At 47.6% G+C, this 14,983-nt stretch carries 22 protein-coding genes and 1 tRNA gene; 8 read left to right on the top strand and 15 right to left on the bottom strand.

What is annotated here, in order from left to right; genetic code table 11:
• Positions 1 to 36: 36 nt before the first annotated feature.
• Both NB640_RS11105 and NB640_RS11100 read right to left on the bottom strand, forming a co-directional pair.
• Complete coding sequence (locus NB640_RS11105; protein WP_269308764.1) at positions 37 to 414, bottom strand: hypothetical protein; 378 nt, start codon at positions 412 to 414, stop codon at positions 37 to 39.
• Between the two features lie 467 nt (positions 415 to 881).
• Positions 882 to 1,199 (bottom strand): hypothetical protein, encoded by a 318-nt coding sequence (locus tag NB640_RS11100; protein ID WP_269308763.1) that lies wholly within the window; start codon positions 1,197 to 1,199, stop codon positions 882 to 884.
• 200 nt (positions 1,200 to 1,399) lie between these two features.
• On the opposite strand from NB640_RS11100, the gene NB640_RS11095 reads away from it, so the two are divergent.
• Positions 1,400 to 1,570 carry a hypothetical protein gene (locus NB640_RS11095; protein ID WP_269308762.1) on the top strand — a complete coding sequence of 57 codons (171 nt, stop codon included), beginning with the start codon at positions 1,400 to 1,402 and terminating at the stop codon, positions 1,568 to 1,570.
• Positions 1,571 to 1,610: 40 nt separating this feature from the next.
• Here the strand turns inward: NB640_RS11095 and NB640_RS11090 are convergent, their stop codons facing one another.
• The 10 genes from NB640_RS11090 to NB640_RS11045 all read right to left on the bottom strand — a co-directional run bounded on the left by NB640_RS11090 (position 1,611) and on the right by NB640_RS11045 (position 6,486).
• Entirely contained in the window at positions 1,611 to 2,135 is a 525-nt protein-coding gene (locus NB640_RS11090; RefSeq protein ID WP_269308761.1) for a hypothetical protein, read from the bottom strand.
• A complete protein-coding gene (locus tag NB640_RS11085; protein WP_269308760.1) occupies positions 2,132 to 2,410 on the bottom strand; it encodes a hypothetical protein in 279 nt (92 codons plus the stop codon). The genes NB640_RS11090 and NB640_RS11085 overlap by 4 nt, the downstream gene beginning before the upstream one ends.
• A gap of 12 nt (positions 2,411 to 2,422) precedes the next feature.
• Positions 2,423 to 3,310: a DnaB-like helicase C-terminal domain-containing protein gene (locus NB640_RS11080; protein ID WP_269308759.1), complete on the bottom strand. Its 888-nt coding sequence runs from the start codon at positions 3,308 to 3,310 to the stop codon at positions 2,423 to 2,425.
• A complete protein-coding gene (locus NB640_RS11075; protein ID WP_269308758.1) occupies positions 3,307 to 3,651 on the bottom strand; it encodes a hypothetical protein in 345 nt (114 codons plus the stop codon). The genes NB640_RS11080 and NB640_RS11075 overlap by 4 nt, the downstream gene beginning before the upstream one ends.
• A complete protein-coding gene (locus tag NB640_RS11070) occupies positions 3,648 to 4,325 on the bottom strand; it encodes a helix-turn-helix domain-containing protein (RefSeq protein WP_269308757.1) in 678 nt (225 codons plus the stop codon). Before NB640_RS11070 ends, NB640_RS11075 begins: the two co-directional genes overlap by 4 nt.
• A 137-nt stretch (positions 4,326 to 4,462) precedes the next feature.
• Complete coding sequence (locus NB640_RS11065; RefSeq protein ID WP_269308756.1) at positions 4,463 to 4,699, bottom strand: hypothetical protein; 237 nt, start codon at positions 4,697 to 4,699, stop codon at positions 4,463 to 4,465.
• A gap of 156 nt (positions 4,700 to 4,855) precedes the next feature.
• Positions 4,856 to 5,452, bottom strand: a complete 597-nt coding sequence (locus NB640_RS11060) for a hypothetical protein (protein ID WP_269308755.1) — start codon at positions 5,450 to 5,452, stop codon at positions 4,856 to 4,858.
• A 95-nt stretch (positions 5,453 to 5,547) separates the two neighbouring features.
• On the bottom strand, positions 5,548 to 5,826 hold the full coding sequence (locus NB640_RS11055) for a DUF3077 domain-containing protein (RefSeq protein ID WP_269308754.1): 279 nt from the start codon (positions 5,824 to 5,826) through the stop codon (positions 5,548 to 5,550).
• Positions 5,816 to 6,127, bottom strand: a complete 312-nt coding sequence (locus NB640_RS11050; protein ID WP_269308753.1) for a DUF3077 domain-containing protein — start codon at positions 6,125 to 6,127, stop codon at positions 5,816 to 5,818. Before NB640_RS11050 ends, NB640_RS11055 begins: the two co-directional genes overlap by 11 nt.
• A gap of 104 nt (positions 6,128 to 6,231) precedes the next feature.
• Positions 6,232 to 6,486 carry a hypothetical protein gene (locus NB640_RS11045; RefSeq protein ID WP_269308752.1) on the bottom strand — a complete coding sequence of 85 codons (255 nt, stop codon included), beginning with the start codon at positions 6,484 to 6,486 and terminating at the stop codon, positions 6,232 to 6,234.
• Positions 6,487 to 6,720: 234 nt separating this feature from the next.
• Here NB640_RS11045 and NB640_RS11040 point away from each other — a divergent pair, with 234 nt between their 5' ends.
• Positions 6,721 to 8,100, top strand: coding sequence for an ISNCY family transposase (locus NB640_RS11040; protein WP_269308751.1), 1,380 nt, complete (start codon positions 6,721 to 6,723; stop codon positions 8,098 to 8,100).
• Between the two features lie 9 nt (positions 8,101 to 8,109).
• Here NB640_RS11040 and NB640_RS11035 read toward each other — a convergent pair whose 3' ends face one another.
• On the bottom strand, positions 8,110 to 8,649 hold the full coding sequence (locus NB640_RS11035; protein ID WP_269308750.1) for a hypothetical protein: 540 nt from the start codon (positions 8,647 to 8,649) through the stop codon (positions 8,110 to 8,112).
• Between the two features lie 122 nt (positions 8,650 to 8,771).
• Between NB640_RS11035 and NB640_RS11030 the strand changes: the two genes are divergently transcribed.
• Genes NB640_RS11030 through NB640_RS11020 form a run of 3 tightly spaced genes read left to right on the top strand, consistent with a single transcriptional unit; the run spans position 8,772 to position 11,108 of the window.
• Positions 8,772 to 9,140, top strand: coding sequence for an ArsR/SmtB family transcription factor (locus NB640_RS11030; RefSeq protein ID WP_269308749.1), 369 nt, complete (start codon positions 8,772 to 8,774; stop codon positions 9,138 to 9,140).
• A 23-nt stretch (positions 9,141 to 9,163) separates the two neighbouring features.
• Positions 9,164 to 10,006 (top strand): arsenite methyltransferase, encoded by an 843-nt coding sequence (gene arsM, locus NB640_RS11025; RefSeq protein WP_269308748.1) that lies wholly within the window; start codon positions 9,164 to 9,166, stop codon positions 10,004 to 10,006.
• Positions 9,999 to 11,108, top strand: a complete 1,110-nt coding sequence (locus tag NB640_RS11020; RefSeq protein WP_269308747.1) for a DUF4238 domain-containing protein — start codon at positions 9,999 to 10,001, stop codon at positions 11,106 to 11,108. Before arsM ends, NB640_RS11020 begins: the two co-directional genes overlap by 8 nt.
• Before the next feature lie 171 nt (positions 11,109 to 11,279).
• Here NB640_RS11020 and NB640_RS11015 read toward each other — a convergent pair whose 3' ends face one another.
• Together NB640_RS11015 and NB640_RS11010 are read right to left on the bottom strand one after the other, a co-directional pair.
• Positions 11,280 to 12,494 (bottom strand): tyrosine-type recombinase/integrase, encoded by a 1,215-nt coding sequence (locus NB640_RS11015; RefSeq protein WP_269308746.1) that lies wholly within the window; start codon positions 12,492 to 12,494, stop codon positions 11,280 to 11,282.
• Between the two features lie 181 nt (positions 12,495 to 12,675).
• A tRNA-Leu gene (locus tag NB640_RS11010) sits at positions 12,676 to 12,761 on the bottom strand.
• 202 nt (positions 12,762 to 12,963) lie between these two features.
• On the opposite strand from NB640_RS11010, the gene hpnC reads away from it, so the two are divergent.
• From hpnC to rpmG, 3 genes are all read left to right on the top strand, one after another.
• The gene (gene hpnC / locus NB640_RS11005; RefSeq protein WP_269308745.1) at positions 12,964 to 13,779 is read left to right on the top strand and encodes a squalene synthase HpnC; all 816 of its coding nucleotides are present in this window, start codon (positions 12,964 to 12,966) and stop codon (positions 13,777 to 13,779) included.
• A gap of 128 nt (positions 13,780 to 13,907) precedes the next feature.
• Positions 13,908 to 14,144: a 50S ribosomal protein L28 gene (gene rpmB, locus NB640_RS11000; RefSeq protein WP_269308686.1), complete on the top strand. Its 237-nt coding sequence runs from the start codon at positions 13,908 to 13,910 to the stop codon at positions 14,142 to 14,144.
• Positions 14,145 to 14,156: 12 nt separating this feature from the next.
• Complete coding sequence (gene rpmG / locus NB640_RS10995; protein ID WP_269308685.1) at positions 14,157 to 14,324, top strand: 50S ribosomal protein L33; 168 nt, start codon at positions 14,157 to 14,159, stop codon at positions 14,322 to 14,324.
• The last annotated feature ends 659 nt before the right edge of the window (positions 14,325 to 14,983 follow it).

Raw genomic sequence — 14,983 nt, 5'->3', positions numbered from 1 at the left:
TATTCGCCTCCTTTTCTCTGCACCTGATCTCATTTATCAGCAAAAATCCTGCAGCGACTTCATCTCGTAGATGGTCTCATCGATATTCTTCCGGCTCAGCCGGCCTTTGTTCAGGTAACGGGCAAAATTTCGCATCATGTGCTCGTTGGAATACCGGCCGACAACAAAGTTTCTGGCCTCGACTCTTTTACTCCTTGCCGGTGGTGAAATCAGGTAACTGACTTCCCCCTTCTCCCTGATTTCGCTTACCAGGACGCCGTATTTTTTTTCTATATGGTTCAGGATGAGATTGAGCTCGGCTCTTTTTGAATGAGACTGTCTATCGCGCTCGTTTTGCGGAATATCAACTTTCAGCTGTCGCGATATCAGTTCAGCGTTGGCAGGCGAGTTTAATTCAGCATGATCCATATGCATATGTCTTTCCTCACGGGTTGATTGATCCAGAACTGAAAGAACGCCTTTCAGCTCCCCTATGAATACATGGGGCCGGATCAGAAAGTTTAAAAGGTGTTTTTCAAAACGGAATAGTGTGCGCTATTTCGCCCGCAAGAGGCTTGATAAAACGCAGAATCGGGAAAGCAAGGCGGGATTTCTACACTATGTCTGCCATCAAGGTACGCAGACAGCCTGTGCAACAACACATTTTATTTCCAGCTGGCTATCAACACAGCTGGAAATAAAATGGTGCAAGGGGGCGCATCGAATAGTCTGCAATAAGGCGCATGAATACTGACATTCTTACATTCGATTTTTAAATATACCCCCAGAAATACCCCCATTTTGATTTGATGCTTTGATGAAATAAGGGAGCAAATACCGCTAAGAAACACTCATTCCCTTCACCTAATCAAGGCTGCTAGAGGTGTTTTTCGAATGTGAATTTACCCTTTATATATTGAAATAAGCCCGCGCTTTTCATATTCCTCTGCAAGAGCTTGACTCCATATGTCAGTGACATATTTAATATCTAGAATATCAATCACGAAATCAACGTGATCTATTGTGGTAATCCTAACATCTCCGTAATATCTCCAAACGCCCCCTTCACCAGCGTTATTTCCTATGTTAAGGCCGCGCAACACTCCCTGAATTACCTCGCCATTTTCCAAGGCAATGCTACACAGAGAACTGGCAACTAATTTTTGAGGAATTTCTGCCATTTTTGTCATGTCTATTATTGTTTGAGTCCAGCGAGCCATCTTTTCTCCTTATTAATATTAATGAAACACCAGAATTATTGGTACATGTGATTATCTCATATGCTAGCGTGGAAGCAGATTATGAAAGCAGGATAGCCTTTTTGCGGAATTTGTAGAACAGGGAGCCGAAATCCTCCCTTTGGCCGGCAGTCTTCCTATTTCAATAAACTGGCTATCATAGAATTTTAAGTAGAGGAATTATGTTTTCAGAAACGCCATCAGAACGCCAAGTGCGAGCACAACAAAAATTAATAAGGTTCCTGGCTGAGATAATCGCAGAGAAGATTCTTGAGGAAAATGGGTACTGCATTTCGGATTTTCCGAAAGCATCACTTACCGATCAGGAAAATACTGATACTCCGGAAAAATAAAACAAGATTCCCCTGCTTTGGTAAAAGTTGCCGTGACAGCTTATTCGCTTAGCAGTTGCTCAAAAGCGGACTGCATTTCTTCCTGGTATTCAAGATCCGGTTTAATATCGAGCATAAAAATCTCCTTTGGATCAAGTGAAGAAGTGGGTACGCCTCCAGCAGCTATCCTTACAGTGTCCGCCTTAATTCCATACTTATCGCATAAAATCACTAGCACATTTTCCAGTGCCAGTAACCGGGATTCAGCAACACCTATGTTGGAAAATGCCTCATTGAATTGCTCGTCACTGACACCATCAAATAAAAGCGTTGTATTGGCAATATAACGGCCTGCCATCAACTTCCAGTAAGAAATGCCCCATGCTGCTGCAAATGCGCTTATGGCCGTCAGATGTCGCCAATAGGCAGGGTCAGTTATTGGTTTTTCAAACGTGAATCTTGGTATAGCGTCAATAATACGCTTTTCTTCAAGCTCGCTCGCATCGATGTAGCTATTAAAGCGCAGTACGGCAAGTTCCTCACTATTAAGCCCGTCATACAGCTTTGAAATACGGTCCGTCTTCATTTTTTCTTTCTCCTTTCGATTGCTCTTTCCAGAAATTCCACGCGCTCCTGTAAAACGCTGGTGTCATACGCTTTGCGTATCATGTCCAGGACATAGGCCAGCCTGGTGCCTTCCTGTGTTTCAATGCGGCCGGAGCGCATGTCCCGGTACACAGATCCCAACTCCCTTCGGATGGCGTGAGCGTCATGCAGGTCGATCTTTGGAAGGGGGGCAGGGTCAAGTAAATTCCCTTCTTCATCAAAGACTTCCACCTCCTGTTTTTTGCCGTTTTCCATCAGATCCTTGCCTTACACAACTCTCGGCACATCGGAGTAGCGCATGCTGGTACGGCTGAAGTAAAGCTTTGTTCGCCCCTCCCAATCACCGTTACGCTGTTTCTCACAGATCAGGACGGTGTCAGGATCGTTGCGATTTACCTCTTTGCCAGCCTCAGCATCTTTTTCCTTCTGGCGGTTTCTCCATAGGATGATGACGTTATCCACCAGGTCAGTAATGGCGCCGGTACCTTTGATATCCATTTTTCCGGGCATGCCCCTTTCGTTGTTGCTCTTGCGCATGTGCGCTACCAGGTGGATGTGAACGTTATAGTCACGTGCAGCGGCCGTAAGATCATCTACAAACGCTTTCTGGCCGTTGTAATCATCCTCGCCTCTCACGCACTTCATGAGGCTGTCAATCGCGATATGTTTGCAGTTCAGTCTTTCCGCGCAATGCTTCACAACGGCGATCATGCGCCGTGCATCGGTGGTGCCCTGCTGATCGTACAGCCAGAGCTTGCCCTGTGTTGAATCAAGCCATTCCCTGACTTTTTCCTTTGATGGCTTACCGTGCTGTGTGACCTGCCGGACAATTCTTGCCAGTGTCATGGGTGGTTTCATTTCAAAGCTGGCAATGCAGACTCCCTGCTTTTCGGAAAGCCCGGCCATAACCTGCCCCTGCAGCATGGACTTGCCGGACCCGTTTTCACCGGCCCAAAGGGTAACTTCACCAGGGCGAAACTCCACGAAGCAGTTGGCAAAGGGCATGCGCGGGTTTCTCGGTGCGTCCTGTGCCGGCGCCAGGACGTGCATAACTTCATTCAGGTAGCCTGATGCCGGCCGCACTTTCTCTGCGGCGTCTGTCTCGCTCAGGTAGTAGTCAAAGTCGATATCGTCATCAACGAGTATGTTTTTCATGTTTCCCATTTTCCGTTTCTCCACATGCCCAGTTGCTGGGTTTTCCTGTCCATGAAGAGCAGCATTTCGGGCTGATATGAAATGATCTTCTGCACGGTTTCCTTTGCTTCCCTGGTAATCCTGTTGCAGTTGAAAGCGACCTTGCAGCCGGATAGAAACCGGGTATCAGGTACAAGACCTTCTCTGATGTAGACAGTGGGGTGAAGTCCGTAGAGAAGCTGTTTCTCTGGGTGCTGGAAGTCCCACTCTGCTTTGGGCGGTTCTTCTCCGTACTCAACCAAAACCAGTGATGGCTTTTTCCCCTGCTGTCTTGCCCTGATGATTTGCTGATGGCCGATCATGGCAACTCCCAAGGCCTGACGTTCGCAGCTGATGGTGTTGCCGTACCCTGACGCTCATTCCTTACCCAATTTCTCCAGGTAGCGGCCCAATCGGCTTTTCTGCCGTCCTTCCCTGGCTTTGATAGCCAAAAGTCCCGGAACCTTTCTCCAACTTCATGTGGATCAAGATCAGGTCTTTTTTGTCGACAGTAGGAAATCATCTCTTCTGATGGTTGCCAGTCATCAGGCAAGCGAGTACCTCGCGCAGCACTATCTCTATTCCCTTTATATTCCTTTTGTGTCCGTACCCCGTTTTTGGGGGTGCTTCTCGGTAAAATAGGGGGTGCTTCCGGGTAATTTAGGGCGTACTCCGTTTTTGGAGGTACTCCAACTTTGGGGGTATTTAACTCATCCGTTTTTGGTGGTGCTTTCGACATTGAAAGCTGATAAACGATGACAGATTTTGTACCCCCGACTCTTTTTCCGGTATCAACCAGAAAACCATTTTCCTGAAGAAACTTGATATTCTTCTGAACGGTCTTTATGTTTTGCTCCAGGACTTCGGAGAGATACCGCTGCGAGGGGTAGCAAATGCCCTGATCATCAGCCAGGTTGGCCATGACAAGAAGCAGGGCCTTTGCAGATGAACCGCCAACCTTTTGCCTGGACGCCCATGTCATCACCTTGAAGCTCATAGGACCTCCGAGCATCGCAGCATGGCGATCAGCGACCGGCAAAGCAAATGCGCTTGCCAACGCCTGGCATCAGGTGACTTCAGCTTGCCGATCTGCCGGGCCATTTTCATAAGATCCATAGGGGACATGGCGCCACCTCACGATCCCAGCAGTTTTTTCTGGAAAGCTATCAGGTCACTACCGCGCCAAAATGTCATAGATCCATTCCTGATTGGCTGCCCAATCTCTTTTGCTGCAACCTTCCGTAAAAAGGTTGAATCGGAAAAGGGGAAAATGGGAGCAACACCTTTTGACGGGTCGCCCTTTGTGATCTGTTTCATCCTGTACAGGCCATCAGGATTGATTACTTGCGGCTTGATGTTTTGGATAGCCATGCTTGTTTTCTCCTAAGAGTGGTGGACACGGTTATCTATTATTCACATGATTTTAAGAAAAAATAGTCGCAGTTCACCGCGCCAACGGGGTGCGGGTAACTCGCAAAATGCTCTGAAAGCCGCGAAAATACTATAATAAATGGGCGCGGGTAATTATTATCTCGGGCCAGTCCGCAAGCCGTCTGCGCGAAGGATTGTCGCCATGATTTCGGCGGTTCGGTCCGCTACGCCCTGCTCTTTTAACCAATCCTCTACTTGCTTATTTGTGGGAGCAGTGGATGGGTCTTCTGGATCGTAAGTCGTCCAAAAATTCCGAGCAGCTTGCTCAAGTCTTCGTAGCAGATCCGTCTCGTAGTCGCCCCACGGCCATTTGTGATTTCCAGTATCGATAGAATCACTATTTATCTCTTTTTTATTAACGTCTGCCATGGTAAAAGGGAAATCAGGAAAGTCCTTATCGGCGGCCCATTTGATTATCTCTTTCGGGTAATAAAGTTTGTTGTAATTTGGATATAAAATAAAATTCAAATTTTCAATGAAACTTGATCTGTTTGTTTCCTCCTTCAGTTTACCCATTGCGGCAGCATCAGAAAGCAATTGAAGCGTGTCGGAAAAAACGGCTTTAAAATCGCCATCGTGTGCAGCACGCGCCAGAGCATCAATAGTTGGGTCATAACCATGTAGCAAACTTGCAGCCTGCCACCCCTCCCACGCATCCCTTCTCAGCCAGTGCTTTTTTCTTTCTTCATCCATAAAACTTCTCTCCTTGGTAGTGGAAAACTGCGCCGGCCGGATAGGATATTCCCGGTTTTTCCTCTCGTCGAAGTAGGCGCAGTTATTTTGAAATTTTAATTATTCATGGCCTCTTGCTTCAGCAAACTTGCATTTACAGCCTCTACTACTGCCTGGGCCATATCGATCAAATGAACCACAGCCCAATCTGCACCGCAAGGGCTGTCATTGCACTGGACAACACTGGTAGCGGAAGAGAGAAGGCATGACACTTGGGCTAAAGCATCGGTGATTGGCACGTTTTCCCGAACGGCGAACAAGCTGTCATGCTGCGAATTACAGTGAAAAAATGCGTGTTCCTGCAAGGTGCGCTTCACGGCTTTGTCATTGCTCATGGCACACCTCCATTTTCAGCGAATGATTCGCCGTTTCAATGACGGCCATTGCCATTTCAAGGAGGCAGTAAATGCTGTACATGGAATCTGCATCAGGGTTGCAAAATGCAGAATGAGCGATATTTCGCGCTGTTGAAACGAAATTTCCGGCCTCGTCCAGTGCGACGGTAACGGGTACCCCGGGGTTAACGGCAAATAATTCTGGGTGGTCTTTATTGAACGTGAAAAAGCCGCAATGCGTGGTCTTTGCCTGGTGCAATTTTGCTTTCGGCCTGTTTTGTGTAGAATGGTTTTTAGCCATAGCTGCTACTCCTTTTCAGTAGTGATTATGGTCAGGCAGCCAAGGTGCTCCAACACCTTGAACTGCCGCTTTTCCTGATACCGTCAGGCACGGTTAAAACCTCTTCAGAGCGCGTTATCCTCCTGCGATTCACTTTCCTCAAGCATGCTCTGCCGACGCTCTACAGGTGGCGCCTTCACAAAGAGCTCATGCAGTGTCTTGATAGCCAGCATGGCCTGTAGGTATTCTCTTGCCCATGTCGGCGGTCCAGAGGCTGCCCAGGCACTTACTGTGTTCCTGTGCAACTCCATCTTCCGGCAAATATCTGCCTGTTTCCAGCCCAGTTCCCGCAATGCCGCCTTGAATTCTGCGCCTGTCATCCTGTTTTACCCCGCATAAAATAGTATTTGTTTTTGCACATTATACAGGACATATTTTATAAATACAGCATAATTTATGTGCCACCACAATTTAACATAACGTCTGTTATGCGAAATTCATATGTAGCGGCTAAGTAGTAATGTCCGAATATAGCCAAGTAGAAATGTCCGCTTTCTTCCTTATAAAACAAGGAAGTATCCTGATAGACCCACGTCAGCACAGGAGACATTTCAATGAGAAACGTATCGGAGATTATTACTGTGAGCATGCAAGAAATCAACCGCCTCAAAACAATCCAGGCCATCATTGACCGTCACATGACCACTTCCATTGCTGCCAACAGGCTCGGACTGTCAGACAGACAAGTCCGCCGACTTGTTGAAAGATACCGTGACGAAGGATCGTATGGTCTTATTTCAAAAAAACGCGGCAAGCCAAGCAATAACCAGTTGCCCGGAGAACTGAAGGAAATGGCGCTTAAAATCATCCGCGACCATTACCATGACTTCGGACCAACACTTGCGTGCGAAAAGCTGGCCGATACCCATGGCATTCATCTGGCCAAGGAAACTGTCAGGCGATTAATGATGCGTTCAGGTATCTGGATTCCACGAAAAATGCGAACGCCAAAGATTCAGCAGCCACGTTACAGGCGTGCTTGCCTGGGCGAACTTATCCAGATTGATGGTAGTGACCATCGCTGGTTTGAAAATCGGGCACCAGCATGCACCCTGCTCGTTTATGTGGACGATGCGACCAGCCGCCTCATGCACTTGCATTTTACCCGCTCTGAATCCACCCTGAGCTATTACGTTGCGACACGGCAATATGTCGAGAAACATGGCAAACCCATGGCCTTTTACAGCGACAAGGCAAGCGTTTTTCATGTGAACAAAAAACAGGCCACCAGCGGCAAAGGCCATACCCATTTTGGCCGTGCCTTATACGAACTGAACATAGAAGGATTTTGTGCACACACTTGCCAGGCAAAAGGCCGTGTTGAACGGGCACACCAGACCTTGCAGGACCGTCTTGTGAAAGAACTCAGGTTGAAAAAAATAAAAACCCTTGAAGAAGCAAACGCTTATGCTGAAGAGTTTATCCAAATTTACAATATGAAATTCGCAAAAGAACCCCGTCACAGCAATGACGCTCACCGCCCGCTTCGCGATGATGAAGATCTTGATCTCATCTTTACCTGGCGCGAACAGCGATGTGTATCAAAACGCCTGACCATCCAGTACGACAAAAAACTTTACCTCTTTGAAGATAATGAAACCACACGCCGCCTGATAGGACATTACATTGATGTGTACCACTACCCGGATGGAAGGATAGAACCACGGGCGAATAACACTCCCCTTCCCTTTGTTATCTATGATCGGCTCTCAGAAATAGATCAAGGGGCTATTGTGGAAAACAAACGGCTTGGTCACGTTCTTCAGCTGGCACAGGCTGTCCAGGAAAAACGAGAAAACAGACGCTCACAAGCTGGCCCGACATCTATAGAAGCACCTCGCCGACGAGGAAAAACACCAGGCAAGAAATCCCAGCGAGCATTGGATGACAATGATGTCCTGGAAGCATGGCAGCAGCTGCAACAGTGTGCGTAAAAAGTGAGGTTAAAGGATGATACTGCCCTTTTGTTTTGCCGCTACCAGGTCGCTTTCAGCGGCCGTGCGTAGACGTACAAAATCGCTTTCCCTCATTTTTGAAAACTCTCTGGTGAAAATATTGTAGGTGAGCATGATCCATTGCTCACCTTCTTTTTCCACAGAATAGGCCATGATAACAGCGCCGTCCATCGTGACTTTATTGAGGCGAAGGAGTCGCCTGTTGGGATAATCTAGACGTCGAGGTTGTCCGTAATGTCTGCTAAACACGTCCATAACTTCTGTCGAGAACCCAGGATGGTGTGATTTTTTATGAGTTTCGTAACTCTCACGTATGGCATCATCGACATTTTGATGACAATCTCGAATCGCCTTCTCGTCGAAAGGCTGTTCTTCAACGATATAAGGCGGCCCGACATACCAGCTCGGGTCACGATCCGGATCAATTTCGATCGCCAGGATGGTTCTGCTTCCGACATCTGTACATCTCCAGGTTTGCCCTGTTGATGTCATGAATTCAGTGCCAATACTAAAATCCTCAAGCTTCATCCTTAGTCCTTGCTCAACAAATCATTCAAATACAAAGCATTAGTATACCTTCTGCCTGTGCTTGCATGAACGTCAAAGCGCCTAGTTTTGCAATATTTCAAATATAGTTGTATAGTTATATTATGGATACGAAACAAGCAACAACGACTTTTGAAGCCCTCTCTTCAGATGTGAGGCTGGATATCTTCAGGCTACTCGTCAAGCATGCGCCGGATGGACTCGTTGCAGGCGAAATAGCAAAAGCACTGGATATTCCTTCAACTAACCTCTCCTTTCACTTGAAAGGGATTACACACAGTGGGTTGGTCAACATGGAAAAGGAAGGCCGTTACCTGCGGTATCGCGCCAATATCCCTCTCATGCTTGAGCTGATTGGCTATCTGACGGAGGAATGCTGCTCAGCTGATCCGGAAAAATGCATGAGTTATCGGGCTGATTGTGGCATTCCCGCTGGTTTTTTGCCTGATCCGGCTGCCAAAAAGAAAAAATGACATCTAGTAAAAGGATTACTGACATGAGTACACAGGAAAAAAACGAAACGATTATCAGAGACACCGTGCGTACCGGCTATGCCGCTATTGCTATTGGTGCAGAATCTCCGTGCTGTTGTAGTGGGCGCAGCGGTCCATCAGACCCTGCTCGACTTGCTGCTGCTATGGGGTACGATGCAAACGATCTTGCCAACTTGCCGGATGGGGCCAATATGGGTTTATCCTGTGGTAATCCGGTTGCGATTGCGGCACTGACTGAAGGCCAGGTTGTACTTGATCTCGGCAGTGGCGGCGGCTTTGATGCGTTTCAGGCTGGTGAAAAGGTGAAGATGGCAGGACGGGTTATCGGTGTGGACATGACAGCCGAAATGCTGGGTATCGCCAGAAAAAATATTGGACAGTACAGAGAACGAACTGGACTGGATAATGTGGAATTTCGTCTGGGCGAGATTGAACACCTTCCTGTGGCAGACAGCACCGTTGACGTCGTGCTTTCAAACTGCGTCATCAATCTTTCACCCGATAAGCCCCAGGTCTGGCAGGAAATCCATCGGGTATTAAAACGGGGCGGCAAGTTATCTGTTTCTGACCTGGCCATTCTAAAACCGCTTCCGGAAAAGGTGCGTGAGATGGCTGCTGCTCTCGTCGGTTGTGTGGGCGGTGCGGTATTGGTTGATGATACCCGTGCCATGCTGGAAAAGGCTGGATTCACTTCCATTATGCTGACTCCAAAGCCTGGCTATGTGCAGCAGATGCAAGACTGGAATGATCCACTTTACAAAGAGATTGCTGAAGCGTTGCCGGAGGGTGAAAAACTGGAAAACTATGTTGTCAGCCTGAGTATAGAAGCCAGAAAAAATGTCTGATAAGAAAAATACAGATTTAACTGATTCCGAGAAACCGGCTCCTCTTAGCAATCTTGATACTTATCTTGACTTCCTGGTTTCGCAGTTGGATGCAGTTTTCCCTGGCAATCCTGAATCACAGTCCGCTGATAAACATGATGAACTTGGAAACGAATTAAGAAGACGTTTTCCTATAAAAAGAAAACATCATCACGTCTGGGCCCATTATCTCAGGAGCTGGTCCAACGGAAGAGATATTCACTATATTTCAAAGAGCGGGAAGATCAGCAACGATAGCATCGCCGGTCTTGCTCAGGAGCGTGATTTTTACAAACTCGAAAAAATTGAACCTGATGAGCTAGCTTTGATTGAAGCACATTTTACGCATGTTCATCCTTCATTAAAAAAAGCCCACCAAAAGAGATTAGACCTTTACAAAAGGCGATATGAAAAACTTGAGCTGATACGAAAGAAAGGCAGTCATATACCTGGTGTGGAGGCTTTTGTTGAATGGTGCACCTACAATCTCATTGAAGGTGAAAACTCGGCCATTGAAACCTATGCCAGGCCCGTCTTAGACGCTCTTGTCAAAGGTAATTTATCTATTCTCGATAAGAGAGAAAATTATGTGAATTTCACGAAGTTTCTTTCCTTGCAGCTAACGAGAACAAAAGCCTTGAGAGACAAATTCACACGAGCACTGAGGGCAGACAATTCTCCTGATTCACTAAAACTGGCCAATTTAATTGAAAAGCACTGGTGGTATCTGTACTTTATGTTTGGGGATAATATCAGTACAGATTTTATTCATAACTCAGATTCTTATCGTTGTACCATGTGCACCAATAGAACGGGCATTGAGTTCATTACTTCTGACTGTCCAGTAGCTAACATTCATCCCCAACCCACTGTAGAGATGATTAATTATTATCCTTTATCTCCTGAAAGAGCATTTATCATTTCCAATACAGAAGAATTCCCTGTTCACCGCGAGATTAACACCGATGAGGAAGTGGATTTTCTAAACAGGAAAATTGTTGCAGCAGCTTACGAGAACGTTTTTGCCAGCAATGCGGAGATTTTGAATAGATACCGCCCTCATTATTTGAATACACGGCAATAGAAAAAGTGGACATTTCTACTTAGCCCGAAAGCGGACATTTGAGCTAAGTCTTGACATCATAATGTGGATAATTTGTGACATATAACGGCAAAACAGCATGAATACTATGCATCAGCGACTCGATCATTTGCACAATAAACAGGCATGGTGCACAGAAAAAGTTATCCACAGTTATGCCGCATTCCCCCGCAATGAAATAATCTCCGCGCCGGCCTTCAACTTATCCAGGTAATCGGCCCATTGCTGCATCATCTTCTTGCGCTCCGGCAGATGGGCAGTCCGGTTGTACGCGCGGCCATTCGGGTCCCTGACGGCATGCGCAAGCTGATGCTCAATCAGATCCGGACGGACACCCAGCACTTCATCCAGGATGGTCCTTGCCATTGCCCTGAAGCCGTGGCCCGTCATTTCGTCTTTGCCAATACCCAGACGGCGCAAGGCTGCCAGGATGGCATTGTCAGACATTGGGCGCTCACCAGTCCGGGCACTCGGGAAAACATACCGGCCACGCCCGGTTAATGGGTGCAGCTCTTTCAAGATGGTTACTACTTGCCGCGCCAAGGGGACAATGTGCTGCGTGTCGGTCTTGGTAACGGTGTATCGCCATTCGGCTGCATCAAGATCAATATCAGCCCATTCAGCCGTTCGAAGTTCTCCGGGACGGACAAACACATAGGGTGCGATTTTAAGCGCACAGGCAACCGGCAAGGTACCGGTATAGCCATCTATCATGCGCAACAGTTCTGCTACCTGTTTCGGCTCTGTCAGTGCGGCCATGTGTTTTACATTGCGGGGCTTCAGTGCGCCCTGTAAGGCTCCTGCCGGGTCATGTTGCGCCCGCCCGGTTACAACAGCATAACGCATGATCTGACTGCAAATACCCCTCAACCGGTGCGCTGTCTCCAGCTTTCCCTGCTCTTCCACGCGGCGCAGCACACTCAGAAAATCAGGTGCGGTAATGGCATCTATTGGCCGGGCCCCTATCAAGGGGAAAACAAGACGCTCCAGCCTGGCCATCACGTTCTTTGCCGTGTTGTGTGTGAAATTGGTTTTCTTGGAATGCCACTCCCGCGCCACTGCTTCAAACGTGTTTGCCGCTGCGGCGATCCTGGCGGCCTTCTGCGCTTGTTTTATCCCGGCCGGATCAATGCTGTTGGCTATTTGCGTTCGCGCCTCCTGCTGCCGCTTACGGGCTTCAGCAATGGAAACATCCGGGTACTTTCCAATGGACAGCAGCTTTTCCTTGCCGTCTATCCGGTATTTCATGCGCCACAGCTTGCCCCCCGATGGCGTTACCAGCAAGTACAGGCCGCCACCGTCCGGCTTTCTGTATGCCTTTTCCGCTGGCTTTAGCTTGCTTACTTCCCTGTCTGTCAGCTTTCCCATAAGTATCCCCATAGCCTGGGGGTACTTTATTTTGACTCGGGGGTACTTTCATCAAAATATACCCCCAGCATACCCCCGATTACATGATAACGCATGAAAGCGAATGAAACAAAAAACCCGCATAATCTATTGTGATTATACGGGTTTTTGATGGAGCATGAAGGCTTATGAAAGTGCCTTTTGGTGCGAAGGGGGGACTCGAACCCCCACACCATAACTGGCGTCAGGACCTAAACCTGGTGCGTCTACCAATTTCGCCACCCTCGCAACTGAAGTCATGTTTGACGGCAGGCATTTTACTGCATTTGCCTGTCTTTGTATCAATTTACACATACAGCAAACCGTCAGCCTGACATGTTACCCCAAAATAGAAAAAACAACGCCGGCAGCGATCAAATAATTTCAGAGATGTTCTTGTTCAGTCGTTTTTAATTTAACATGAGGGTTGTTTTCAACCCGATAGAAAACAATGGCTGTCGACCACTACGAAAACTTTCCTGTTGCCTCTGTCCTGCTCCCTGCCAGGCTGCGTTATCCTGTGGAAGTGATTTATGCCTTTGCCCGATCGGCTGATGATATTGCTGATGAGGGCGATGCCACACCTGAAGAGCGCCAGGCTGGACTGGATGACTACCTCAAGGAACTCGACGCCATAGAACAGAACCTTCCTTCAAAAAACGCGCTCTTTATCCGTCTGAAAGATGTCATAAAACAGTACAGCCTTCCCCTGCAGCCTTTTCGTGATCTGATATCGGCTTTCAAGCAGGATACGCATACTCTTCAATATCACACCTACCATTCGCTGCTGGATTACTGCCAGCGCTCGGCCAATCCGGTTGGCCTGCTCATGCTGCACCTTTATGGCGCAGCGACAGAGGAAAACATCCGCATGTCCGACGCCATCTGCACGGCACTCCAGCTCATTAATTTCTGGCAGGATGTTGCCGTGGACTGGCAAAAAAAACGGATTTATATTCCCCAGGAAGATCTTGCACGATTTGGTATAACGGAAGAGATAATTGCCAGTGCCACTGTCAGTGATGCCTGGTGCTCGCTCATGCAGTTTGAAATCCGACGGACCCGCAAGCTCATGCTTTCCGGTGCAGCACTGCCAAAACGCATACCCGGGCGTATCGGCCTGGAACTGCGTTTCATCGTAAACGGCGGATTGAGAATACTGGATCGCATAGAATCAGCCGGGTTTGACATTTTCAGCAAACGTCCTACCTTAAAACGCCGTGACTGGCTTTCCATCTTCTGGCGCAGCCTGATATATCCCTACTGACATCCCCAACTAATCGTGTCTTACACAAACAATCGAGACACAATAAAAGATTACAACTTGTTGAATTTTCATTTGTTTTGGGATAGTATGCGTCTTTCTATTTTTGACTGTGTCTTTGGAGGTGGTTTATGGCCCGTGTGTGCCAGGTGACAGGCAAGAAGCCTATGTCAGGCAATAATGTCTCTCATGCGAATAATAAGACGAAGCGTCGCTTTTTGCCCAATTTGCAAAACAGGCGTTTTTTTGTGGAATCGGAGAATCGGTGGGTTTCGCTTCGCCTCTCCAGAGCCGGCTTGAGGACGATTGATAAGCTGGGGATTGACGCGGTGCTGGCTGATATGCGCGAGCGCGGTATTAAGGTTTAACAGGAGATAGTTATGGCGAAGTCAGGCAGGGAAAAGATTAAGCTGGAGTCTACGGCTGGTACGGGGCATTTTTATACGACGACGAAGAATAAGCGTACTACCCCGGATAAGCTGGAGATTGTGAAGTTTGACCCGAAGGCAAGAAAGCATGTGCCTTATAAGGAAGCGAAGATTAAGTGATTTTTTGCTACCTGATATATTGAAAAGCCCCGCGTTTTTTGAAGTGAACCCTTAAAGTTGGACAGCCAACGCTTAAGGGTTTCACTTTATGGGCAAGAAGAAATACAGTCTGGAATTCAAGCGAGAGGTTGCGCTCCATTATCCCAACAGTGGGGAGGGTGCCAGAAGGATCGGAAAACGTTTCGGCATTGATGCAAAATCTGGTATGGCGGCGGCTTGTACAGTCAGCAGATGGGAGCGTCTTTACCGTCAAGGCGGTATCATAGCCCTTCAAAGTAACCGAAAAGGACAGCCCCGATTGTCAGAGAAGAAAGCAAACCCCGTCAATACCATGACAGCTCTCTTCCTGAATTCAAAATCATCCAGGAAGCGCTTGAGTATCTTCGCGCGGAGAATGCCTATCTAAAAAAGCTGCAAGCCCTGATTCAGGAGCAAAAGAAATCAACGCAGCCAGTAAAGCGCAAATAATATCAGTCCTGCAAAGGCGTATAGGGAAGAGTCACTACGGATCTCCTGAAACGGGATTTTACGGCTGACAAACCGAATCAGAAAGGGGTGACAGAGGTGACTGAATTCAATGCCAGAGGTAAAAAGCGGTATCTTTCACCGATTCTTGATCTGTATAACAGAGCGATCAGGGCTGGCAATACCAGAGACGA

It is taken from the genome of Oxalobacter vibrioformis (assembly GCF_027118995.1).
GTDB lineage: Bacteria > Pseudomonadota > Gammaproteobacteria > Burkholderiales > Burkholderiaceae_D > Oxalobacter > Oxalobacter vibrioformis.
The sequence above is the reverse complement of the archived record's forward strand: the minus strand, read 5'-3'. Positions and strand labels throughout refer to the sequence as shown.